A 21,304-nucleotide genomic window follows, 5' to 3' on the forward strand; every position below is an offset into this window, starting at 1 on the left:
CGTCATGAGGAGGGGCTGCGGCCATGAGCTCGCTACTGAACGAGAGCGATCTCGCCCACGAGAACGCAGTGGTATGGCTCGAGAGCCCCGACAACCTCGACTACGTACGCCAGGCCCTCGACAAGACCCCCCGACGCCGCGGCAAACCCCGCTACGCCCGTGACGGGCGACTGGTCGGCTACACCGAACTCGACGACAGCGCAGAGGCCGACCCCGACAGCGGCCTCCAAAAACGCCGCGTGTTCTTCCTCCTCCCGCACGACCGCGACACCGAACCCGAGGGCTCCTACAGCGTGGGAGCGCCAGGCGAAGCGGTGGACCCCCGCACCATCGCGCCGAAAAAGGTCGGAGACAAGACCCCCCGGTCCCAGCGAGGCACTGCCGCAGCCATAGCGCTGCCCTAGGAGCCAGCGCCCCTCGCCCTCGGCCGGCACCGCGCTGTGCCAGTCGCCGCCACGCCAGCCCCAGGGCTGACAGCCCACTGATCGCCCCTGCCGTGAACCCGCGAGGGTGATCACGATGTGCCTGTAGAAAGGAGCGCTCGGATGGGCATCATCGGTGACAGCCTGGACAAGGCTGCGGCCAACGTCTTCACTCGCCCGATCCCGAAGTCCGCCGGTGCCCAGGTCCGGTTCCTCGTCAAGCGCGAGAAGGGCTCCACCCGCGCGGTCGCGCAGCGCCTGGGCATCTCCCAGCGCACCGTGGAGCGCTACCTCACCGGCCAGATCAAGAAGCCCCGCCCCGATCTGGCCGCCCGCCTCGTCGCAGAGGTGCGCAAGGACTGGCAGCCGCGCGTACGGGAGCGGGCGAAGAAGCACGCCGCGACGTCGACCGGCATTGTGATCGAGACCCGGGCGAGATTCGGGTTCACCGCGGCGCCCGGTACGACGGACGACGCCCGGATCCGGCTCGTCACCCAGGCCCTGCCGCCCGAGTACGCAAGCCGGCTCTTCCAAGCCCAGGCCGCCGGCGCCGGGGAGCAGTCGCTGCGGCAGATCGCCGCCGAGGGACTGCAGGAGATTTACTTCCGTGACCGCGGCCGCCGCGCGGAAGGCCTGTCCGTGGAGTTCACCGACATCGACTACATCGAGCTGAACTACTAGTCGGGTTGCGAGAAGAGATCGACGGTCCCCGGATACTGGACTACGTGCTCGGTACTCCTACGCGCTCCGTGTTCCGGCCCGGTCCAACCGTTGCTGCGCGCGTACAGCTCGGCAGTCGCATGACACCACCGCGTTGCGACGTCGAACGCCTGGCCCGGCTCCGCGATGCGGGGCCGGGCCAGGCGGAACGTACCGCGGGCTTGCCAGGGGCGGCCTCGCAATCGAGCACGCCGGGAGCTATGACGCCTTCGGGCCTACTTCAGTCCCCACTCCTGCTTTACGCGCTTGCTGTTGCTGTCGTTGTACTTGGTGATGGTCAGCTTCCTGCCGCTGCTGCTGGTCTCGGCGGTGAGGGCCTTTCCCGACCACTTATTAATGATCTTGCTGCCCTGTAGTGCCCAGCGCTGCTTCGTAGAGGAAGAGCTGCAGCCGTATTGCTTGACCTGTGTGCCCGACGCCTTTGAAGTCACGCCCATGCACTTGGCGGACTTCTTGTTTTTGATCGTGTAGAAACCCCTGCTGTCGCTCTTCAGCGTCCAACGCTGCTCCGAGCCGCTACCGCACCGCCGAATTATCAGAACGGCGCCACTGCTCTTCTTGCCATCGTTGGAGATGCACACGTCCTTGCCAGGAGGGGTCCCCCACACCTTGGCCAAGCGGACGTTGGTGTAGCTTCCGGTAGTCCCCGTCTCCGCGGCCACGGCCGGAGTTACTCCGCTACCGAGGATCGCGGTGGCCGATGCGGCCAGAACGAGCGTACGGGCTGTCTTCTTCACGAGAGGTTCCCTTCTGTGGTGCGTATGTCCCGGACGCGGATCGCCGTTGTCGCGGCGGCGATCGGTGCCCTATTGGTTGGTTCGCTGGTGGCGCGTCATATGAGTGAGCCTGGGTACGGCATCGCGTCAGCCCCGCGAGCAGAGCGGCCTGAATGCGAGCAGGCCGCTACCCGCTACCCCGATCGTCTTGCCGGGCAGAAGCTGAGCTTTTCCGGACGCCCTGGAGTCGCGGTGTGGGGCGACAACGCGGTCGTGCTGCGATGCGGACTCACGCCGCCTGCCCCGACCCTCGATCCGTGCGCCACCGTCAATGGCGTGGACTGGGTCTTCCGCGAGGGCCGTTCCGAAAATGGCAAGAAAGTGATCATCACGTACGGCCGCACGCCGGCTGTGGAGGCCGTGGTCTCTGACGAGGTCACCGCCATCGACACCGTCCTGGTCGACCTGTCCAAACTGGTTGAGCCGATCAAGAAGTACACGAAGTGCCTGAACGCTGATGACCTGTGACCTTCACTTTTTGCGTCGGCAACAAGCCCGCTCTATTGCTGTTCGAACCTAGGCGCGGGGGCGCCTTGCCCGCGACAGTTCATAAATCAGTGGCTCGCCAAACGATCGCGAGAGCTGGAGCGATGCCTCCGGCAAGTGGTCCTGCCCTTGCGTCTGATGTCGGAGCATCGGTGCTTCCGCAAGCGAGGAAAGGCCGACAACGGGCCTGCGCAAGAGAAGACCCGGCAAGACCGTCATATGGCCAGGAGATTGGGCGCCTGAGAGCGCCTTAGGGATGTCGTTGTTGACCAAGCTCTCGCACCGGGCGCTCCCCTCTGCAGGTGACCGTTCGCCATCCATGCGGCAGGTGGCGGATCAGCGGTTGGCGAGCTTGGCCTTCCAGTTGCGGGTGTTGGCGGTGATCTCCTGGACCTTGTCCACGCCCTTGCCGAAGGACTTCACTCGGGGGACGGCTTTCCAGACCGTGGAGGCTGTGGCCAAACCGGTGTGGCCGGTGCGGGCGACCTTGCCCTTGCGGAGGGTGATGGCGGCGTTGACGTTCTTGATCTCGCTGTTGGCGCTCGGGGTGCCGGTGACCTTGCCCTTGAAGACCTGATAGCGCAGGTTGAGCGTCTCGCTGGTGACCGGGATACCGAAGATGGTCTCGGTCACGGTGAACGAGATCTGTTTGGTGCTCTTGCCCTTGAGGGTCTTGGCGGTGACCTCCGTGACGAACTTGACGTCACGGTTGTAGGGGTCGACGACCTTGAGCTTGCGGTTGAGGTTGCCCTTGGCTTGGTCGATAAGGGCCTTGTAGATGTCCCGGTTCTGGAGGTACTTGACGAACTTGGCCTGCTTGCCGGCCGGGAGCTTGGCAAACGCGTTGAGGGTCTTCTTGGCTTCGGGTGTCTTCTGCTGCTTGAGGTAGGTGGTGTAGCTCTTGACGGTGAGCTGGGCGGTCGGCTTGGCCTGGACCTGAGCGACCGTCTGGGTGTGGTGAGGGGCGTTGGCTTCCATGGCGGATGCGGTCGGTGCGAGGACTGCGAGGGCGGCGGTGCCAGCGACGGCGGAGGCTGCGAGGCGGCGCGTGGGTATGCGGCTGTGCATGGTGTCTCCTGGTGGTTGGGGTGTTCGCTACTGCGCAGAACGACACTATGGATTTGCTGAGTTGGCCGAAATTGTCTTTAGGGGCACTGCCCTTCAGGGACCTGGCGATACTGGCGTGCCCCTGTCAGTGGTGGGGGATAGGTTGGGTCGTGATCGCCGCCGCACCCAGGGCGCGGGGCTCTGCTGGGAACAGCGGCATCAGGGAGGACCAGCATGTCCAAACGGTCCGATGCGGCAGATGTGGCTTGCGCCTACCGGCGAACCGGAATTGCTCCGGTGAGTGGGATCGGGAGGCTCAAGGAACTGACGGGCCGGGAGAAGGAAGTCCTTCTCCTGCTAGGGACGGGGTTGGGCAATCGGCAGCTGGCGCGTGAGCTTGGCATAGCAGAGCGGACAGTGAAGGCGCATATCGCCCGTATAGTGGATAAACTCGGGCAGCACACTCGGCTGCAGGTTGCAGTCTTGTCCGTGCTCGCCCACGGCACGCTCTGCGTCGACTCTTGCTGCCCGTGTCGGCACTTCGCGCTGCCGCCTGGCATCCGGAATGCGTTTGCTGCATAACTGCGGGGTCGCGCCATGCCTTCCGACTTAAGGTCGGGCGCGACCTTCCGGTAGGTGCCTTGTGTGGACAGTGCCTGGCGCATGCATCTCGCTCCTCAGCTGTCCCAGCGAGTGACGTCCGCAGGTGCGCGCATGTCGCCGAGGCGTCCTCGCAGCATCTCCATAGCGGATTAGTTGAGCGTTGCACATGAGAAGTGGGCAACTTCGCCGAGACTTCGCATGATGTAACCGCGCCAACGCAAGGGCTGCCTATGCCTGACCGATCCATACGTGACGGCAGCAGTCCCCTGGGACCGTCCCGATGAAGCCTTTGGGTGGCAGGGCAGGTGGAAGACCGCGGGTAAGACGCAGGCCACCACGGCCACGGCGTCAGGAAGGTCAAGCACGTCGTACACATCTATGGTCACGGCAGGACCGGCATTTTTGCCAGCGAGGACGGAGGCGAACGGACGAAGGCGGCGGCTATACCCAGTTTCGTTTCCGTCCTAACGCGGTGCTGTCCCTGCCTGGTTGTGGTGTGGAGAGGGCGCGTAAGGCGAAGAAGTACTCCAAGACCGTCGTGGTCTGGCGCTCCTTCATCCGCCAGAAGTGGGCCACCATCCCGAAGGCGCTGGGCAGCGCATCCGGCTACAAGTACAGGGGCGACAATCGCGGATACTCCACCAAGATCACCGGGCCCTCCCAACGGGTTGACGTCCGCGGCATCATCAATTGGAACAAGTCCAAGTACGAGTACTTCCCGACGACCGGATGGACCAAGGTCTACAAGGCCAAGTCCGGCAAGTTCGTCGCCAAGCGCAAGGCCAGCACTACCTAAGTGAGCGGTTCGTGAGTCTTTAAGTGGATCTGCTGTCGCCTAATGGTGTGGTGGCAGGGCGGAATCTGCCGGTCCGCGGTTGTTGATCTGGTGATGTGATCGGGTGAGTGAACGCAAGCGGTATCCGAGTGACTTATCGGACGAGCAGTGGTCGTTGATCGAGCCGGTGATCACCGCGTGGAAGGACCGGCACCGCTCGGTCAGCGGCCACCAGGGCGCCTACGACATGCGGGAGATCGTGAACGCGATCCTCTACCAGGGGCGGACCGGCTGCCAGTGGGCCTACCTCCCGCACGACCTGCCGCCCAAGAGCGCGACCTACTACTACTTCGCCGCCTGGCGGGACGACGGAACCGACCAGGTCATCCATGAACTCCTGCGCTGCCAGGTCCGTGAACGAGCCCGCCGATTAGAGGACCCGTCCCTGGTGGTCCTGGACACCCAGAGTGTCCATGCGGCCGCCGGGGTCCCCGCCGCCACGACCGGCCATGATCCGGCCAAGCGGGTGCCCGGACGCAAACGCGGACTGGCCGTGGACGTCCTCGGCCTGGTCATCGCGGTCGTCGTCCTCGCCGCGAACACCCACGACAACGCCGCGGGCATCGTCCTGCTGGACCAGGTCGCCGAGCACGCCGGCAAAACCGTCCGCAAAGCCCTGGTCGACCAGGGCTTCAAGAACCAGGTCGTCATGCACGGCGCCGGCCTGGGAATCGACGTCGAGATCGTCCGACGCAACCCACAGGACAAGGGGTTCGTGCCGCAGCCGAAGCGGTGGAGAGTCGAGCAGACCTACGGGATCCTGATACTGCACCGGCGCCTGGTCCGCGACTACGAGCACCGCCCCTCCTCCTCCGCCTCCCGCGTCTACTGGGCGATGACCCACGTCATGACCCGACGCCTCACCGGCGCGAACACCCCCACCTGGCGCACGGCGCAGGCGGCGGCAGCGTGAACATCCGGCCCCTGCTCGACGCCCTGGACCTCCAGGAAGACGCCGCCCAGGCCCTGGCCGACGACCTCCGCGCACAGATGGACGACCTGCAGACCCGGTTGCGGGAGGCCGAGACGCACCTGGAGCACCTCGCGATCACCCGCAAGACCGTCATCGGCCTCGCCGACCGGCTCCCGGCCGGCCCGCCGGATCTGCCCGAGCACCCGGACTACCCCCGCATCCTCGACGCCTTCAACCACGCAGCCGGGCCGCTACGGGCCAAGGACGTCTGCGAAGCCCTTGGCCACGAACTGCTGCCGAAGAACGTCGAAGGCACCCGCGCCAAGCTGAAACGACTGGTCAAACTCGGGATCCTCACCGAGGCCGACACCGGCAACTTCGCCAGGAAGCAATAGCCGACAGAACCTCCACCAGCGGCCTTGCTCCCACCTCAGCCAGAAACGGACATCGTCTTACGAACCGCCCACTAAGAAGATCGACCTCCGCGCGATGACCCGGCACGACGGCAAGACCCGCACCGTGCGCGGAACGCTCGACGTCACCGATCCGTTCTGCCCCAGCTCCGGACTGCACCGGGCCGGCATCGGCGTCACCTTCGATATGCGTCTGGCCCGCAACGGCGACTTCTATGCCTCCGGAAGGTATCGCCAGGCCCTCGACCATGAGCTGTACCTGTACGGCTACACCGGCAAGAAGCTCTCCACCAAGGTCGTTCACCGCTCCAAGATGAGCAGCCTGCTGTGCCTGTCCCAGCCGGCGTGCGAACGCGGCACCACTGGCAACAGCGGCGGCTACTGACCCACCCCGGTTGAACGCGTTCAAAAGGTTGATGGGATGCTGGTCGCGTAATTGACCGGCATCCCGCCGGCCTGTGTCGCACAGGGGGACTCGTCCATGTTCACACCCATCCGCAGCGCCGCCGCCTATGCCGCGATCGTCACCCTTGGCGCCTGGCTCACCGGGCTAGTGGTCAACGTCGCCTACCACCTGACCACAGCGTTCGGGGAAGATTTCCAAGCAGCTCGCCTGATCACTTGGGACGACGCCGGACTAATCGCCGCCGAACTCGCGGCCCTGACCACGGCACGCAAGTTGCTCCCGGCCATGCCCCGCTGGAAAATCACCGTCTTCGACGCCCCCCTATACACCGCAGTCATGCTGGTCGTCGCCGTCGCTGCCTCCGCATCCGAAGGACTCGCCTATGCCGTCGACGGTGGCTTCGTCTACCTGATCTTTGCCATGCTCACCCTCCACCTCCCTGCGGCCTACCTCCTGTCCTGGTGGGCCTCCGGGCACCTCACCCTCGCCATGAAGTCTCCGGGCGACCGGAGCATCCTCGACTGACCCCCTCCTCCCCATTGCGGAAACTACTTGCCCCGGATACAGAACTCCTGACGCCCGATGTGCTTGCCGCTGGCCTTCGTCATCACAAGCTGCGTCCCCGGCTTGTCGCTTGCACACCGGCCGACCCTACCGGCGGCCCGTGCCGGTGCCAGCCCGAGCAATGTGGGGGGCGGGGCTTTCACGCGGTGTCCTTCGGGTGTGGCGGCTACCCCCCAAAGGGCAGCGTCCTTGCGAACGCTGCGGATCTGGGTAGCTCGCGCGTAGGTTCGTCTCGCCATCGGGATCTTTGCGGGAGGAGTCTTACATTGAGCTTCTTCGATGTGGCCACCGATCGGGTGACGGTCCGTGAAGCGAAACGAGCGAGGCCCCCGGGCTGTTGATCGAGATGTCTGACGTCTCAATTACGTTGCTCGGGGGCCTCGTTGGTCGTACATCCTGCCGCAATCGACCTGCCGCACGCACTCGTGGAGTGGGTCACCATGCTGATCGTCACCCGTGAGGGCGACCGGCGCTGCAAGCTCCGTCCGTCCCAGCGCGCGATGGTGGCACTGGTGTACCTGCGCGAGCACACCACTTTGGCGAAGATCGCCGCCGGGTTCGGGATCAGCGAGTCCACCGCCCATGCCTACATCAGCGCGGTCGTCGACCTGCTCGCCGCGCGTGCGCCGGGTCTGCTGAGGACGCCGCGCGAGCATGATCCCGACTTCGTCCTGCGCGAGGGAACCCTCGCCGAGTGCGACCGGGTCGGCGACGGCCGGGCCGACTACTCCCACAAGCACCGGCGCCACGGCGTGAACGTGCAGGTCGTCACCGATCCCGGCGGCCGACTGCTGTGGCTCTCGCCCGCCCTGCCGGGCCGCACTCACGACCTGACCGCCGCCCGCACCCACCGGATCATCCGCATCTGCGAGCGCCAGGGCGCTCCCATCGTGGCCGATCTCGCCTACCAGGGCGCCGGTCCGTGGCTGACCACGGGCATCAAACGCAGGCCCCTGCAGGAACTGACCCCCACTGAGAAGACCCGCAACCGTGCCCTGGCCGCCACACGGGCACCCGTCGAACGCGGCGTCGCCCGCCTGAAGTCCTGGCGGATCTTCCGCAGGTCCCGATGCAGTCCCAACCGCATGACGTCAATCGCCAAGGCCGTCCTCACACTGGAGCTGCAACGCTGAAGAAGCTCAGTGATGAATTCGGAGACCGGTCGGAGGCAGCGGACAGGCCGCCGGCCGCCGGAGGGATTTCCGGCGGCCGGCGGCCTGTTGAAGGGCTGGGGAACGGTGTCCTCGGCGCGGGTCCCTGTCACTCGCAGGGATAGCTGGTGATGCGGACGAGGTACGCCGCGGAGACCCAGCGGTTGGTGCCCACCTTGCGGAAGCCGTTGGTGGTGGACGCCGACGCGAGGATCGTGGCGCCGTTGGGATAGGACCCGACGACCGAGTAGCTGGTGCCGGGACCGCTGCGGACCAGCAGACCGCCGCTGGCGTTGACCCTGTAGTAGCACTGGGTGGCGAGCACACCGGCCGGCGCGAGCTCCACGGCCGCGCCCGTCGTGCGGGCGGGTGCGGCGGCCTGGGCCGTGAGACCGCCGCCGAGGAGCGCGGCGGCGGACAGGGCCGCCACGGCCGCCGTGCGGGCGGCGGAGCGACGCGGTGACATGGTGCGGCGTGCTGCTGTGACGGTCATGGACTCGATTCCCCTTGCGTCGTCGGTTCTGGGTGCGGAACACGTACGTAGGAGCAGGCCCGGGCCGGCCGAGCGGTGTCACCGAAGACACCGGAGCCGCGCACGACGTTAGCGCCATCGGGGCGAACAGCCGCCTGATACACGAGAACTCCCCAACCGGAACGGGGGAAGTGGTCCGTTCCGGTTGGGGAGTCCGTAAGACGCTGAATCAACGTAATTGAGACGTCAGACATCTCGATCAACAGCCCGGGGGGCCTCGCTCGTTTCGCTTCACGGACCGTCACCCGATCGGTGGCCACATCGAAGAAGCTCATTCATACAGCGGTGAAGAGTCCCGTCCAGGACGGCAGCCTCGCAACCTGGGTGGCGCGCACATTGCATATGTAACATTCAACTATCGCGCTGCTCGGCGCCTGTCTGGCAGGTTGAGCGGTGCGCTCAAAGGTGATCCGACCTCGCCGTGATGCCCAGGAGTGCGGTCCATCGGGCACGGGTGGCCACCGTGGGTCGCCCCTGCCGAAGAGGCCGCGTCCGACCCCGGGTCGGGGAGTCGGACGCGGCCGGCACTCAGGCGGCAGACGGATTCCGGATGCCAGGAGTGAGCGCGTGGTGCTGGCATGGGCAGTGCGGATCGGCACACAGCGCGTTATGGGAGAGCACGGACAACACTGCGGCCTGCAGTCGTGTCTCTTGCCCCAGTTTCTCCACTATTCGTGCTACGTGAGCCTTCACTGTCCGTTCCGCGATACCCAACTCCCGTGCCAGCTGCCGGTTACCCAACCCCGTGCCCAGCAGGAGAAGAACTTCCTTCTCCCGGCCCGTCAGCTCCTTGAGCCTTCCGATCCCACTCGCCGGTGTGATTCCGGCTCGCCGGTAGGCACAAGCCGAATTTGCTGCATCGGACCGTTTCGACATGCTGGTCCCTCCTGATCCCGCTGTTCCCAGCAGAGCCCCGTGCCCTGGGTGCGGCGGTGATCACGACCCAACCTAGCCCCCAGAACTGACAGGGGCACGCTAGAACGCGGGACCCCTCAAGGTCATTGCCCTCGCAGGAAGTTTCGGCCAACTCGGAGGATTCATAGGCTCATTCTGCGCAGTAGCAAACACCAGATTCCCATGGGGGGCTCTGTGCACAGCCGACCCACGCGCCTCCTCCGCTACCCCCGCCGCCCTGGCCACAGGCCTCACCGTCAAGAGCTGTCAACACCACCGGCGCCCGATCGCCGCCCTCGAACCGCGTCACGCTCAGCGGGTACGCGCCGAGCTCTGCATCCGAAGCGCCCGCGCCCACCGGCCTGCGCAACCTGCCCGTGAACGACAACACGCAGCCCAGATCGTGAACGCCGGACGCCGCAGCTGGCTAGGCTGCGCCCACCCGATGGCTGTGGATCGACCTCATCACCCACACGATCGACAGCCTCCACGTCCTCCCGAGCCAGGGATGACCAGGAACTTTGGCCGTTCCCGACAACCCGCACCACCAGGGCTTTAGAGAGTGAGAGCGTCGCAGGGCTCGCCACACACATGCGTGGCGGGCCCTGCGTTGTTCGCGTGCGGGGTTTCAGCCTCCGGCTCGGGAAAACAGGTCGCGTGGCTGCTTGGGGGCAGGGACGGCGACGGTGAGCCGCCTGGAGGCCAGCCAGGAGATGAGGTAGGCCGCGGGGAGTTGGAGGGTGAACATGCCGATGACGAGGTAGTAGAAGCCGGCGTCGACCGCTGTTGCGGGTCCGTCGCTGGCGACGAGGGAGGAGATGATCACGCCGGTCAGGAGGACGGCGGTGTAGAGGGGGCCGTCGAAGGCGGTGACCTTCCAGCGGGGCAGCGATGTGCGCAGCTTGCGGGCGAGGGTCAGGGCGGCGAGCTGGGCGGCAAGGATCACGGTGTCGGTGGGGACGAACAGGGACAGGTTCCCCCAGCCCTGCCAGAGCTCAGTGGAAAGCGAGTAGGCCGCGGCGACGATCAGGGCGATGGACCAGGAGCCGAGGGTGACTCGGGCTGCGTAGGCGGCGGCGGAGCGCCAGGGGGTGATCATCACTTTTCTCCGTTTTCCCCGTGGCCGGTGGGAGACCGGTCTCTGGTGAATCAGTCTCCCACCGGCGAGTGGGACGGGGTCAGCGGGGCGTTAGTAGCCGCCGCTGTTGCCGATGGTGCCGCGTTCGCAGGCGGGCTGGGACAGGCACAGCAGGCTGCTCATCTTGGAGCGGTGGACGGTCTTGGTGGTGTGCTTCTTGCCGTAGTGGCCGTAGAGGTACAGCTCGTGGTGCGGGGCCTGGCGGTACTTGCCGGAGACGTAGAAGTCGCCGTTGCGGGCCAGACGCATGTCGAAGGTGGCGCCGATCCCGGCGCGCCTGATGCCGGACTTGGGGCAGAAGGGGTCGGTGGCGTCGAGGGTTCCGCGTACCGCGCGGGTCTTGCCGTTGTGTCGGGTCATCGCACGGAAGTCGATCTTCTTGGTGCTCGCCTTGCGCTTGGCGACGAACTTGCCGTTCTTCTTGTAGACCTTGGTGACGCCGGTGGTGGGGAAGTACTCGTACTTGGACTTGGTCCAGTTGATGATGCCGCGCACGCCGGCGCGGTGGCCGGTGCCCTTGCCCGTGGCCTTGGTGGTGTAGCCGCGTCCGTCGCCGCGGTACTTGTAGCCGTTGGTGTACTTGCAGCCGGAGGCGTCTTCGAGGATCTTGGGGACGGTGGCCCACTTCTGAGAGATGAAGGAGCGCCAGACGACGGTGGTCTTGGAGTACTTGCGTGCCTTGGCTTCGATGGCGGCGGCGGTCTTGGCGAGGGTCGCGGGGCTGGTGTCGGCGGGGACCGTGGTAGTCAGGCCCCACACGCCACCGTCGGTGGCGGTGGCTCCGCCGGTGATCTTGTAGCCGGTTTCGGTGCCGGGGGTGACACCGGTGTCGCGGAAGCTGTTGTTCTTGGTGGTGGCGATGAGCTGGTCGCCCTTGTAGATCTGCCAGGTGGCGCCCCTGGTGGCGGGCCAGGACAGGTCTACGAAGCGGTCGGAGGCGGCCCAGGCGGCGCGCTGGGCCTTGTCCGGCGAGGAGGCCAGGGTGGTGTCAGCGAGGACGCGTCCGCCGGGCCCGGAGAGTATCTGGGTGTCGGTCGCGGTGCCGATGAGGTTCTTGGTGACGGTGATGCCCCGTTGCTGACCGGCGCCCAGGGCACTCTTCCCGCTGGTGGTAAAGGAGCCGGTGTCGGTGTTGAGGACGAACGCTGCCTTCGCGGCGGCGGGGGCGGCTCCTGCGCCGGGGGCGGCGGTGAAGGTTGAGGCAAGGAGCGCGACGGGCAGCGCGGTCATGGCCAGGGCGCGGGGTATGGGCTTGATCGTTGGCATGAACGCGACCCTAGCCAGATCGAATGCAGGTGCGATATTGACCATTGGGGCAGGTACGGACGGCGAGTTGCGGCCGGCTGTGAAGCGAGCCTGAGACGCATACGGATGCCCCTCCTTGCTAAACCGTGTCCTATGTGGTGAGGCGATTGCCGCCGCCGGGCGGCCACCTCGGGTCTGGCTTCAGATGAGCACGGCGACGATCTACGCCCACCGCTTCGACGCGGAAAACGACGAGGCGACTGGGGAGATCGGCGGCTCGGAAGCCGGGGTGCCCGACTACTGGGCGTACAGCGTCGAGATCGCCGAGAACTGGGAGCGGGCGCAGGCCGAGGCTCCGACGCCCGCCACCCGCAAGGTGGCACTGCGCTCGGCGATGGTCATGAGCCCGGACCGCGGTGGTGTGTTCAACGTGCTGTCGCGGCTGGCCCACCTCGGGCTGGGGGGTCCGGTGGCCGGCGGCGCACAATACGTCTCCTGGATCCACGACGAGGACTTCGTGCGAGCGGTGGAGTTCCTGATCGACCGCGAGGATCTCGACTGGCCGGTCAACCTCGCCTCCCCCGGCCCTCTGCCGCAACGCGACTTCATGCAAGCGCTGCGCACGGCCTGGGGCGTCCCGGTGGGGCTGCCCGCGACGCGCTGGATGGCCGCGATGAGGGCTTTCGCGCTGCGCACGGACACAGAACTGCTGCTCAAAAGCAGTCGGGTGGTGCCGGGCCGACTGCGTGAGGCCGGGTTCGGCTTCGCCTATCCCGAGTGGGAGAAGGCCGCCACGTCCCTCGTACGGCGGGCCAGGCTGGTTCGGACCCCTGCCTGAGCCGAGTGATAGTTCAGCGCCACCGGCTAGCGGCGCGTGCGATGCCGGAGTCGCGACTCCTCCGATCGCGCGCTGACGTCGGCACCGGGGCGTGTTACGGGCGCACGAAGGCGGCGTCCAAGCTGTCGTCTATCCGGATTCAACTCCGGTGGTCCGGCTGGCCGGGGCAGTGGAGTCCACCAGGCGACGAACTGGGCACAGTTTTCATCCGCTGCCACCAGGACGAGGCCTGTCAGGGTGTGGCCAGACGGCGCTCGCAGCTTTGAAGTATCTGATTACAGGTCAGGCCCCGGTCGCCGCGAGACCGCTGCGACCGGGGCCTGACGTACCGCTGTTCTGGGCGCTACGCCGCAACAGTCAGTGTGTCGGAGCAGATCTGCCCGTCGTTACCACCCAGGCAGATCCAGAAACTGTACTTGCGACCCTCGGGCAGATTCCCGGTCTTCGTGGCTGTGTACGGGGAGTTGTGCCCGTACGTGCTCGCTTCGCGTACAGGGCTGGTGCCCAGATAGGCGGCGATGCCGTATCCGTCCCGACTGGGGTCGACCGCCTGCAGCTTGTCACCGTCGGCGTACCAGTATCCGGTGCCGACAACACTGTTGCCGCTGTACCCGATTATGCCGTAAGTGCCGCCACCCAGGTTATTGTAGTAAAACTTGACATTCGGCGGAATGTCGGCCGCAGCGGCAGTGCTTGCTCCTACTGTCATGGTGCCGCCCACCATGATGGCGGCAGCCGTAAGTACGGTTGCCGCACGCTTGCGCATGGAGATGTTCACTGTTCCCCCTCGATATGTCACCTACTGGTCATTCAAGATCATAACCGAACTCGAACGAGAGTGCGAGACAATTTCGGTCAGTCGCAGGGCAGTTGGCTAGAACTGTTGACGTCTCAAGAGGGCTCCGTGCCGGAACGTTGTCTGGCTTCGCGGAAGCACTTCCAGACTGGGGGCTCCGGCGGAGCGCGGCGCACAAGGCGGATTTCTGACGCTGCCCGATGTCCGGCGGCGCGGCGCCCGAACTAGCCGAGGGCACTTCCTGGCGACCTACCGCCGCGGCTTTGCGTCTTGCGGGAGGCTTACCTCTCATAAGCGAATACTTGGCTTCACCGGCGCAGCGTGGCAGCGGCTGCTGTCGCGCCTATGCCCAAGCTCGGATGGTTGCCACAGACCGACACACCAGCCCGAGTTGTCAGATCACCTTGAGGGGCAGACCGCTTATGTGCACGGTCGGAAGCACAAAGTGCAGCCTGACGCTGCTGACGTCGCTATGGCTCAGATCCCTACGGTGAAGCCCTGCGACCAGACCTGCATGTACTGGATCATGCTGGCCCAAACACCCGTGAGCAGCAGCAGGCCAGTTATGATCATCATGCCCCCCCCTATCCGCATCACCCACACGTATCGCTGCTTAATCCAAGCGAAGGCGCCGAGCGCCTTACGGAAGGCCATCGCCGTCAGTACGAAGGGCACCCCGAGCCCTAGGCAGTACGCGACTGTAAGCAGCGCCCCACGGCCGGCGCTGGCCTCGTTCGCTGCTAGGAACGTCACCGAGGAGAGCGTGGGGCCGAGGCAGGGTGTCCAGCCAATACCGAACAAGGCGCCAAGTAGTGGAGCCCCCAGGAGTCCGGACACGGGGCGCTTGTGAATACGAATCTCACGCTGCGTGAGCCACGGCATGAGGCCCATGAAGAACAAACCCAGCAGGACCATCAGCACGCCGAGGGTCGTGGTCAGCACTTCCCGGTGTTCCTGAAGGGTGGAGCCAAAATATCCGAAAAGTGCCCCCCCGGAGACGAAAACGGCGGTGAAACCGACTACGAAAAGGGAGGCGCCAGCTACCATCCGACCGCGGCGGGCCTGCGCCAGGTCGGTGCCGGTTATCCCAGTCACGTACGAAAGGTAACCCGGAACAAGAGGTAGAACGCACGGCGAGAAGAAGGACACCAGACCGGCGAGAACGGAGATGGGCAGTGCAAGAAGGAGGGCACCGCTTACTACCGTCTCGTTCTGCCCGAGGACTGAGGCAAGGTGTTGCATGGCGTCACTTCTCCGCAATCAGTGGGTCGATCATCCTGCGCAGATCTCCACCACTGAGCGGCCGCAGCGCGCGGGCCGCAATCTTCCCGCCTCTGTCAAGAACGATGGTAGAGGGGATGGCTTGAGGGTTGAGGCTCCCCTTAGGGAATCCGTTGAGGACCAGATTTCCATTCGGGTCGTACAGGCTGTCGTAATCTACGCCGTAGTCATTCTCGAAGGCGATGGCTGGCTCTCTGCTGTTGTCGCGGGTGTTGATCCCGACAAACTCGACCCCCTGAGCCTTAGTCTCCTTGGCGACCTTAGCGAAACTCGGAGCCTCGGCGCGGCAGGGCGGGCACCACGAGCCCCAGACGTTTATCACCACGACTTTCCCTTTATAGTCGGCGATATCAAGGCGCTTGCCGTGAAGGGTTTCGCCCTTAAGGTCGTTTGGGAGCCGCCGCTCACTCTTGGGAACGGAAGAGAGGTCTTCCCCACCCGCCGCCAACTCCGTCTGATCGCCACCTGAGGACTTCCCAGCTGCTCCTTCACTGCAGGAGGAGAGAGAAAGCGCCGCTACGGTGACCAGCGCCGTCAGCAGGGCAACTTGGGGTGCGCGGCTAAGACTCATGTGAATAGCTTCGCATGGCCCACGCACCGAGATCTCACCGCCCCGGGCATGTCAACGACCAGTTAGCACATTGAGGATGGCCCGGTCTGGCGAGGGTGCGAAGGACCAACTTGGAAGGCTGCCGGGGCGTAGGCGATCGGGGAGACGTCAATCCGCAGGGTCAAAAGAACTAGTCCACGCATGGAGGTCCGGTCCCGTTCGCGCACGAGTACCTCGAGGGCGAGCGGCCACTGCTGGCAGCGCTGCCGGAAGAGCCGTTCGAGACGTGCCATCCCTTCACCTTGAGCGTCGACCGACGGCCAGACACTGTTTTCGTCGCCAGCCTCACCGTCAGCACGATGAACCGTAAAGTTGTAGCCCCATTGCTGCCTTGCCGCCAGGTCACGTTGGCGGTGCCCGTCAGCGGGACCGACGAGACGGCCGTACGCGGGATCTTCGCGGCCGGTCTTCTGCCTGGCGGGCGGGACGAACCTGCAGCCCGGCGACTTAGTGAAACTGGGGCGGTCACGGCACCGACTCCGACGCGGGCAACGTCGTCTACCGCGACAACTGCAACTTCATGTGGAACAACGACCGCGACGCGATCTACTTCTACGAGCCCTCCGGCAGCCGCGCGGACGTCCACTCCTACTTCAAGAGCGGCAACGACCGCGACAGCAACGGCTCCATCACCTTCCACTAACCCACCACCAGCTTCCCACAGGCGACGCGGAGCGAAAGTTATCGAGGCGGCTGACCAAGTCCTGACCGGCAGCCGGGGGAGGGAGCGCAAGGACTGATCTGCCGGTCTATGCGCCGTCCACTACGAGACCAGATGCGCCAGCCGAGCTGAGTGCCCCGGGGCATTGGCCGACGGATAAGTCCCAGACCAGACAGCCCACGTTGACGGCGCTCTGGTGGCCCACGCCGGCTTGCCGCAGGGGGTCGGGGGCGGGGATGCGGCAGTGGCCATGCTGTGGTGTGCGGCCCTGCGCAACGTGCGAATGGAACGCAGGGCCGCAGCCGCCAGTCCTGTCAAAAAGCGGCCTTCCGCCAGACCGTACGACGGCTGGCAGGCCGCAGCGCGCTGAGTACGGCTGAACGGGCGCACCCGTCTCCTCGCTGAGAGGAACGCTGCTCCGACACCGGCGGGCGCTTCGCGGTTGGTTCACGGTGCGGCGGAGTCGGACGACCGAAGCTGTGATCGGCGGCGTCACCGGCAGTCTGCGGCGCCCGCAGTGGTTCGTCCTCGGACGCTACGACGCAGGCCAGCTGCGCGCGGTGGGTCGGACCACGTCGTTGTAGCCGGACGCCGCTAAGCAGTTGGCTGGGCATCTCACCGAAGCCGGTCCCGTCCCGGGACCGGCGTATGGTTCGTCGCTTCCGGGGGCAGCCGCGATGCTCTCGAGCCGATCCTCGTCGTGCCCAACGTGGACGCTGAGGTCCACGTTGGCGCGGCAGGCGGGGGCCTCGCTGCGTTACTTTCCGCTGCGCTTGGACGTCACGATGGCCGACGTATCGCCCTTCGGCCAGGGTGCGGCCCCTACGGCCGGACGGTGACGTCGGAGTGTGTTATGCGTCACAGTCGTTGTGCGGGGTGGGCGCTCTGGTTTTCCAGAACCTGATAGTTGAGCGTTGTCCGTTCTGACGGACCGCCAGGTCAGGGGGTATGGCGTTGGGGTGGTCAGTGGGGTGGCGCAATCCAGCGAGAAGGGCGGACAGCGTGGATGTGAAGCCAGCTGTTCATCGGGCGCGTTGCGCGCCGTCAGATTTTCGGGTTTGTCGTTGCACATTCGGGCTGCCGAAACGGTCTTGGGTATCGGAGGCGCACGACGGCGCACTCTCGGGGCCCGCTGGGGGTACAGGCCTCGCCTTGCTCAAGGGAGGGACCTCAAGGCTCGTGACGATGGAGCTCGCAGGGGATGTGGTCATCGCGGCGGTCGCGCTGCGCGTGTTCGGCCGGGACGCGGCAGTGCTGGTACGCCGGCTCGCGGCGGCCGGAGTGAGGGCGGGCATCAGCGAGATGCGCCGCAACAGCCGAGACGAGGGGCAGGCGTGAGCCAGGACCAGGACACTCCCTACCGCCCGCCCGGGACCAGGCCGATGACGACGAAGCTGCCGGTGGACTTCTCCGCATTCCACCAGATGCACCGCCCCGCATACATCCGCTGGGCCGAAACCATCCTGAACAACCGATCCGACGCTGAGGAAGCGGTCGACGCCGCGTTCGAGCAGCTCCTCAAAGTCTGGCCGGACGTCCTCACCAAGGAAAACCCCGCTGGCTACGCCTGGCGGGTCCTGCGCAACATCACCATCGACACCGGCAAGGCCCGCGGCCGCCGCCCCGTGCTCCTGGACATGGCCGCCTTCGAGACCGCCGCCCTCCTCCAGGCCGTGGACCCCATTGGCCAGCTGGAGGAAAGCATGAACCTCTTCCGCATCATCGGCGAGCTTCCGCCACGCCAAATGGACGTCATGCTCCTGCTCCACGCCAACGACCTCAGCGTCGACCAGGTCGCCGCCGAGCTCGGCATCACCCCGGCCGGCGTACGCTCCAACGCCCGCCACGCCAAGCGCCGTCTGCGCCAGACCCTGGGCCTGGACGCCGCGAACCTGGAGGAGGGCCACGCTGATGACATCGCCCGTTGAAGACCTGCTCTCCAGGGCGCGCCTGAACCACCGCCCCTACACCCAGACCGAGATCGACGCCGCTGAGGCACGCCTGGCCGCCCGCGTATCAGGCGCCCCGGCCGCTGCTCCACCGCCCGCGACGGCCGCGCCGGTCGAGGAGCGCTCGGCCGCACGCGACCTGCGCACCCTGTGCGAAACCGTGGTGACCCACACCGGCGCACTGTCCGACCTCAAGCGCTTCTTCGCCCAAGCCCTCCCCGAGCCATCTGGCGCTCGCGTGCTCGGCTGCCTCCTGCAAATGTCCCACCGCGAAGAATCCGCCCGTTTCTGGTGGCAGTACGCCGCCGGTGCCGGCGACACCGCCGCCACCTACTGCCTCTACCTCCACCACCGCGCCCTGGGCGAACACGGCGAAGCCGACTGGTGGCACACCCAGACCACCGATACCACCACCGACCCAGAAGACATCAACATCCCCGCCGCCCTGAGGATCCTGCGCAACCTCAAAACCGGCACCCGCCCCGTCCCCGACCCGGTCACCGCAGTCCTCGACTACGTGCCGGTCGCGGTCGCCTTCGTCGACGACGACCTCGACCTGCCCCTGCCCGACCCTGACTTTCCCGAACGCATCCAAGCCCTGACTGCCACCGACACCACCACAACACACGCCGAAGACAACTCCGACACCTTGCCCGAACGCACCTTCCCCCGCCCACCCAGCCCACCTGGGCGGCGCCTCACCGATCGCGAGGAAAGGCTGCGCACACTCCTCACCGAACTGGTCAGTCGCTGCGGAGCAACGCCTGGCAAGCCTCATTGACGCCCCAGAGGTCGGAGCCGAAGTGCACGAGCCGGGGCAGCACCCGCGGCCGACCAGACGGCTCTCCATCCTGTGTGGCGACAGCTGAGCGGCCCGGCGGCCCGCTGCGCCCCGCAGACAGTTTCCCGATCACCGTGGTGAACTTGCCTAGGTAACCTGAGAATCTCGGTTCAGACCGCCCCGACGCGGCCCACGAACGCAGCGACCGCCCGCGCCACCACGGCAGCTTGCTCTTTCGTGGCGGCCCATTCTAAGGCGCTGACCAGCACCCGTAGCTGCCAGCCGACGTCGCCGCGCTGTGCTGCGTCGCCATGGACCAGGCATGGTGCGGTATATGCGTCCGCGCCTGGACCAGTGGATGGAGAGCGAGAGGTTGCCACCCGGACGACTGCAACATCTGGTGTCAGAGGTGCAGCGGCGGCTCGTGGACGCTCGCAGTACGGCGTAAACGCCTTGAGCTGTCGACTCAAAGCCAGGCCCGTGGGGGGGGAGAGACGGGCGCCGTCGGCACCGGACCCGTCAGTCCTCACCTGGCCTTTAGGGGGTTTGCCGAGGGCCAGGGGAAAGCCCTGCGCCACTGGCTCCAACTGGATGACGGGCAGCGCCAGCTCGCCATCATCGGCACGCACGGCGGTGAACTGCGCGAGTACACGCCTGGACTGACGCGATCTCCGAACGGATGCGTGCGACGCGGCCGCGGCCGCCCGTCGTGCGGCACCGACGCCCGCGTCGCTTGTCGTCAGGAGCGGTTGATCATTTTTTGATCTCGGGAGGCAGCTCCTTGCCGGAGTCGATGACGACCAGGCGGACGTCGTCTGCGTCGCCCACCGCGATGGCGAGGGTGGGTCTACGCCTCGACTGTGTAGGCGGTAGTCGACGAGGCTGTGGTTTCGTCGTCGGAATTGTCGTTCGGCGTGTCGTCGCACGCCGGACGGGTGGCGGTGCCGAGTTCGTCCCCGACAGAGATGTTGGTGTTGTCGGTGCCGATGTACCTGTGCTTGTCGTACTCGACCAGGAACGCACAGGACGATGCGGAATCACCGCCGTCGCCCGACGAGGACGCGCAGCCCACAGAGAACGTGGTGATGGCTGCCGCCAGGAGTATCCACACAGACTTGCCATTGCCGAATGAAAGTACCGGCTTCATCGGTACATCTCCTCCTGGAGCCTCAGCTCCGGCTCAGTAGTTGATGCGAAGACCCAGGACGTAACCCCTGCCGGGTTCTCGCCTTCACAGCTGGGGAGCCCACAAGCCGGCCCGTCCGCGCGGCGCGCCCGCCACGATGTGGCGGGGGACAGGGGCGCTTACCTGAGGGCCGATCCGGGGCCGCGGGCGGCCCCGGTCTTGTGGTTCGTCAGTCGTTGAGGGCGTCTCCGAGGCCGGAGCCTCGTGCGATGCCGTAGTCGGCGGGGTCGAAGACGTCCGCGCCGCTGGTGGTGAGCCCGTTGCTGGTGCCGTGGAGCTGCCAGATGGCTCCGCTGCCTTCGTTGTTGTAGGGGTTCTCGTACGGTGCGGAGACCGCGAGGTCCGCTTTGCCGTTGCGGTTGAAGTCGGCGAGTCGGACCTTGTAGCCGAAGACATCGTTGTTCTCGGCGGTGCCGGGAATGCCGGAGGTGTTCTGAGACAGCCGCACGGAACCGGTTGTGCTCACCCCGCGGGCTCCGCCGCGCAGGACAAGCACGTCACCTCCGCGCAGGGCGCCGCCCAGAGACTCGTAGGGGACGCCGACGGCCAGTTCGGCGTATCCGTCGCCGGTTACATCGGCGATGGACATGGCGGCACCGAACCGGTCCTCGTTCTCGTTGCTCCCGGGTATCCCGGCCGTGTTCTGGTGGTAGGTGTGGCGTGTGGCGTTCAGGCCGCCAGGGGCAGCGGCACTGCCGTAGTGGACCATCACGTAGCCGGACTTGCCGCTGGGGTCGGTGATCCCGCCGGTGACGGGGAAGGGGTCGGGCAGGCCGCTGGCCAGGTCCTGGCGCCCGTCTCCGTTGAGGTCACCTGCCGCGAGGGTGGTCCCTCCGGCGAGGACCTGGCGGTCATAGAAGCCTGACTCGTCGGCTGCGTAGATCACGGTCGTAGCGGGGGCCGTTACGGCCATCTCGTCCTTCCCGCTGCCGTTGAAATTCCCGGCGGCCAGGCGCCCTTCGCCGAGCCAGTTGTCCCTGCCTCGGGTGTCGACCCTGACTGAGGCTGATCCTTTGGAGTGGACACCCTGACAATGGATCTTGATGGTCCAGGGAGG

24 protein-coding genes and 2 pseudogenes are annotated in these 21,304 nt (G+C 66.1%); 15 read left to right on the forward strand and 11 right to left on the reverse strand.

Features of this window, described 5'->3' with window-relative positions; genetic code table 11:
- Positions 1–23 precede the first annotated feature (23 nt).
- Complete coding sequence (locus tag AS594_RS38785) at positions 24–404, forward strand: DUF6009 family protein (protein WP_069934155.1); 381 nt, start codon at positions 24–26, stop codon at positions 402–404.
- 141 nt (positions 405–545) lie between these two features.
- Positions 546–1,103, forward strand: a complete 558-nt coding sequence (gene tpg, locus AS594_RS38790) for a telomere-protecting terminal protein Tpg (RefSeq protein WP_069936131.1) — start codon at positions 546–548, stop codon at positions 1,101–1,103.
- Between the two features lie 254 nt (positions 1,104–1,357).
- Here tpg and AS594_RS42335 read toward each other — a convergent pair whose 3' ends face one another.
- Positions 1,358–1,879, reverse strand: coding sequence for an RICIN domain-containing protein (locus AS594_RS42335; protein ID WP_079148922.1), 522 nt, complete (start codon positions 1,877–1,879; stop codon positions 1,358–1,360).
- Between the two features lie 24 nt (positions 1,880–1,903).
- On the opposite strand from AS594_RS42335, the gene AS594_RS38800 reads away from it, so the two are divergent.
- On the forward strand, positions 1,904–2,386 hold the full coding sequence (locus AS594_RS38800) for a DUF3515 family protein (RefSeq protein WP_069936133.1): 483 nt from the start codon (positions 1,904–1,906) through the stop codon (positions 2,384–2,386).
- Between the two features lie 354 nt (positions 2,387–2,740).
- Here the strand turns inward: AS594_RS38800 and AS594_RS38805 are convergent, their stop codons facing one another.
- Positions 2,741–3,472: a hypothetical protein gene (locus AS594_RS38805; protein ID WP_069936134.1), complete on the reverse strand. Its 732-nt coding sequence runs from the start codon at positions 3,470–3,472 to the stop codon at positions 2,741–2,743.
- Positions 3,473–3,685: 213 nt separating this feature from the next.
- On the opposite strand from AS594_RS38805, the gene AS594_RS42340 reads away from it, so the two are divergent.
- The 7 genes from AS594_RS42340 to AS594_RS38835 all read left to right on the forward strand — a co-directional run bounded on the left by AS594_RS42340 (position 3,686) and on the right by AS594_RS38835 (position 8,318).
- Positions 3,686–4,033, forward strand: coding sequence for a helix-turn-helix domain-containing protein (locus tag AS594_RS42340; protein ID WP_079148924.1), 348 nt, complete (start codon positions 3,686–3,688; stop codon positions 4,031–4,033).
- 517 nt (positions 4,034–4,550) lie between these two features.
- Positions 4,551–4,850, forward strand: a complete 300-nt coding sequence (locus tag AS594_RS38810) for a hypothetical protein (protein WP_069936135.1) — start codon at positions 4,551–4,553, stop codon at positions 4,848–4,850.
- Positions 4,851–4,953: 103 nt separating this feature from the next.
- The gene (locus AS594_RS38815) at positions 4,954–5,802 is read left to right on the forward strand and encodes an IS5 family transposase (RefSeq protein WP_069925183.1); all 849 of its coding nucleotides are present in this window, start codon (positions 4,954–4,956) and stop codon (positions 5,800–5,802) included.
- Positions 5,799–6,197 carry a hypothetical protein gene (locus AS594_RS38820; protein WP_069931048.1) on the forward strand — a complete coding sequence of 133 codons (399 nt, stop codon included), beginning with the start codon at positions 5,799–5,801 and terminating at the stop codon, positions 6,195–6,197. Before AS594_RS38815 ends, AS594_RS38820 begins: the two co-directional genes overlap by 4 nt.
- 94 nt (positions 6,198–6,291) lie before the next feature.
- Positions 6,292–6,600, forward strand: a complete 309-nt coding sequence (locus AS594_RS38825) for a hypothetical protein (RefSeq protein ID WP_069936136.1) — start codon at positions 6,292–6,294, stop codon at positions 6,598–6,600.
- A 96-nt stretch (positions 6,601–6,696) separates the two neighbouring features.
- Entirely contained in the window at positions 6,697–7,146 is a 450-nt protein-coding gene (locus AS594_RS38830; RefSeq protein WP_069936137.1) for a hypothetical protein, read from the forward strand.
- Positions 7,147–7,568: 422 nt separating this feature from the next.
- Positions 7,569–8,318: a transposase family protein gene (locus AS594_RS38835; RefSeq protein ID WP_079148925.1), complete on the forward strand. Its 750-nt coding sequence runs from the start codon at positions 7,569–7,571 to the stop codon at positions 8,316–8,318.
- Between the two features lie 127 nt (positions 8,319–8,445).
- Here the strand turns inward: AS594_RS38835 and AS594_RS38840 are convergent, their stop codons facing one another.
- The 4 genes from AS594_RS38840 to AS594_RS38850 all read right to left on the reverse strand — a co-directional run bounded on the left by AS594_RS38840 (position 8,446) and on the right by AS594_RS38850 (position 12,166).
- Complete coding sequence (locus tag AS594_RS38840; protein WP_069936139.1) at positions 8,446–8,829, reverse strand: SH3 domain-containing protein; 384 nt, start codon at positions 8,827–8,829, stop codon at positions 8,446–8,448.
- A 567-nt stretch (positions 8,830–9,396) separates the two neighbouring features.
- Entirely contained in the window at positions 9,397–9,744 is a 348-nt protein-coding gene (locus tag AS594_RS42345) for a helix-turn-helix domain-containing protein (protein ID WP_079148926.1), read from the reverse strand.
- Between the two features lie 646 nt (positions 9,745–10,390).
- Complete coding sequence (locus tag AS594_RS38845; RefSeq protein ID WP_069936140.1) at positions 10,391–10,861, reverse strand: hypothetical protein; 471 nt, start codon at positions 10,859–10,861, stop codon at positions 10,391–10,393.
- 90 nt (positions 10,862–10,951) lie between these two features.
- Entirely contained in the window at positions 10,952–12,166 is a 1,215-nt protein-coding gene (locus tag AS594_RS38850) for a hypothetical protein (protein WP_069936141.1), read from the reverse strand.
- Positions 12,167–12,302: 136 nt separating this feature from the next.
- Between AS594_RS38850 and AS594_RS38855 the strand changes: the two are divergent.
- A pseudogene (locus AS594_RS38855) lies at positions 12,303–12,983 on the forward strand (DUF1731 domain-containing protein); the annotation flags it as partial.
- Between the two features lie 343 nt (positions 12,984–13,326).
- Here the strand turns inward: AS594_RS38855 and AS594_RS38860 are convergent.
- The 3 genes from AS594_RS38860 to AS594_RS38870 form a co-directional block, all read right to left on the reverse strand.
- Positions 13,327–13,761 carry a hypothetical protein gene (locus AS594_RS38860; protein WP_069936142.1) on the reverse strand — a complete coding sequence of 145 codons (435 nt, stop codon included), beginning with the start codon at positions 13,759–13,761 and terminating at the stop codon, positions 13,327–13,329.
- 495 nt (positions 13,762–14,256) lie between these two features.
- Positions 14,257–15,021 (reverse strand): cytochrome c biogenesis CcdA family protein, encoded by a 765-nt coding sequence (locus AS594_RS38865; RefSeq protein WP_069936143.1) that lies wholly within the window; start codon positions 15,019–15,021, stop codon positions 14,257–14,259.
- A gap of 4 nt (positions 15,022–15,025) precedes the next feature.
- The gene (locus AS594_RS38870) at positions 15,026–15,631 is read right to left on the reverse strand and encodes a TlpA family protein disulfide reductase (protein ID WP_069936144.1); all 606 of its coding nucleotides are present in this window, start codon (positions 15,629–15,631) and stop codon (positions 15,026–15,028) included.
- A gap of 468 nt (positions 15,632–16,099) precedes the next feature.
- Between AS594_RS38870 and AS594_RS38875 the strand changes: the two are divergent.
- The 4 genes and pseudogenes from AS594_RS38875 to AS594_RS38885 form a co-directional block, all read left to right on the forward strand.
- A pseudogene (locus AS594_RS38875) lies at positions 16,100–16,313 on the forward strand (lamin tail domain-containing protein); the annotation flags it as partial.
- A 1,203-nt stretch (positions 16,314–17,516) separates the two neighbouring features.
- Positions 17,517–17,669: a hypothetical protein gene (locus AS594_RS45230; RefSeq protein ID WP_167368169.1), complete on the forward strand. Its 153-nt coding sequence runs from the start codon at positions 17,517–17,519 to the stop codon at positions 17,667–17,669.
- Entirely contained in the window at positions 17,666–18,259 is a 594-nt protein-coding gene (locus AS594_RS38880; protein ID WP_338120233.1) for an RNA polymerase sigma factor, read from the forward strand. The genes AS594_RS45230 and AS594_RS38880 overlap by 4 nt, the downstream gene beginning before the upstream one ends.
- Complete coding sequence (locus AS594_RS38885; RefSeq protein WP_069936146.1) at positions 18,243–19,061, forward strand: hypothetical protein; 819 nt, start codon at positions 18,243–18,245, stop codon at positions 19,059–19,061. Before AS594_RS38880 ends, AS594_RS38885 begins: the two co-directional genes overlap by 17 nt.
- A gap of 847 nt (positions 19,062–19,908) precedes the next feature.
- Here the strand turns inward: AS594_RS38885 and AS594_RS38890 are convergent.
- Together AS594_RS38890 and AS594_RS38895 are read right to left on the reverse strand one after the other, a co-directional pair.
- A complete protein-coding gene (locus AS594_RS38890) occupies positions 19,909–20,208 on the reverse strand; it encodes a DUF6281 family protein (protein WP_079148928.1) in 300 nt (99 codons plus the stop codon).
- A gap of 208 nt (positions 20,209–20,416) precedes the next feature.
- Positions 20,417–21,160, reverse strand: a complete 744-nt coding sequence (locus tag AS594_RS38895; protein ID WP_079148929.1) for an FG-GAP repeat protein — start codon at positions 21,158–21,160, stop codon at positions 20,417–20,419.
- Positions 21,161–21,304 lie beyond the last annotated feature (144 nt).

This window comes from Streptomyces agglomeratus, from assembly GCF_001746415.1.
In the GTDB taxonomy this organism is placed as follows: Bacteria; Actinomycetota; Actinomycetes; order Streptomycetales; family Streptomycetaceae; genus Streptomyces; species Streptomyces agglomeratus.

Excerpts from the sequence above, each read along its gene's own strand:
- AS594_RS38825 (WP_069936136.1), top strand. The coding sequence starts at position 6,292 with ATGACCCGGCACGACGGCAAGACCCGCACCGTGCGCGGAACGCTCGAC.
- AS594_RS38805 (WP_069936134.1), bottom strand. The coding sequence starts at position 3,472 with ATGCACAGCCGCATACCCACGCGCCGCCTCGCAGCCTCCGCCGTCGCT.
- AS594_RS38885 (WP_069936146.1), top strand. The coding sequence starts at position 18,243 with ATGACATCGCCCGTTGAAGACCTGCTCTCCAGGGCGCGCCTGAACCAC.
- AS594_RS42340 (WP_079148924.1), top strand. The coding sequence starts at position 3,686 with ATGTCCAAACGGTCCGATGCGGCAGATGTGGCTTGCGCCTACCGGCGA.
- AS594_RS38890 (WP_079148928.1), bottom strand. The coding sequence starts at position 20,208 with ATGAAGCCGGTACTTTCATTCGGCAATGGCAAGTCTGTGTGGATACTC.
- AS594_RS38840 (WP_069936139.1), bottom strand. The coding sequence starts at position 8,829 with ATGACCGTCACAGCAGCACGCCGCACCATGTCACCGCGTCGCTCCGCC.
- AS594_RS38845 (WP_069936140.1), bottom strand. The coding sequence starts at position 10,861 with ATGATCACCCCCTGGCGCTCCGCCGCCGCCTACGCAGCCCGAGTCACC.
- AS594_RS38870 (WP_069936144.1), bottom strand. The coding sequence starts at position 15,631 with ATGAGTCTTAGCCGCGCACCCCAAGTTGCCCTGCTGACGGCGCTGGTC.
- AS594_RS38800 (WP_069936133.1), top strand. The coding sequence starts at position 1,904 with ATGTCCCGGACGCGGATCGCCGTTGTCGCGGCGGCGATCGGTGCCCTA.
- AS594_RS45230 (WP_167368169.1), top strand. The coding sequence starts at position 17,517 with ATGGAGCTCGCAGGGGATGTGGTCATCGCGGCGGTCGCGCTGCGCGTG.
- AS594_RS38895 (WP_079148929.1), bottom strand. The coding sequence starts at position 21,160 with ATGGCCGTAACGGCCCCCGCTACGACCGTGATCTACGCAGCCGACGAG.
- AS594_RS38785 (WP_069934155.1), top strand. The coding sequence starts at position 24 with ATGAGCTCGCTACTGAACGAGAGCGATCTCGCCCACGAGAACGCAGTG.
- AS594_RS38830 (WP_069936137.1), top strand. The coding sequence starts at position 6,697 with ATGTTCACACCCATCCGCAGCGCCGCCGCCTATGCCGCGATCGTCACC.
- AS594_RS42345 (WP_079148926.1), bottom strand. The coding sequence starts at position 9,744 with ATGTCGAAACGGTCCGATGCAGCAAATTCGGCTTGTGCCTACCGGCGA.
- AS594_RS38850 (WP_069936141.1), bottom strand. The coding sequence starts at position 12,166 with ATGCCAACGATCAAGCCCATACCCCGCGCCCTGGCCATGACCGCGCTG.
- AS594_RS38865 (WP_069936143.1), bottom strand. The coding sequence starts at position 15,021 with ATGCAACACCTTGCCTCAGTCCTCGGGCAGAACGAGACGGTAGTAAGC.
- tpg (WP_069936131.1), top strand. The coding sequence starts at position 546 with ATGGGCATCATCGGTGACAGCCTGGACAAGGCTGCGGCCAACGTCTTC.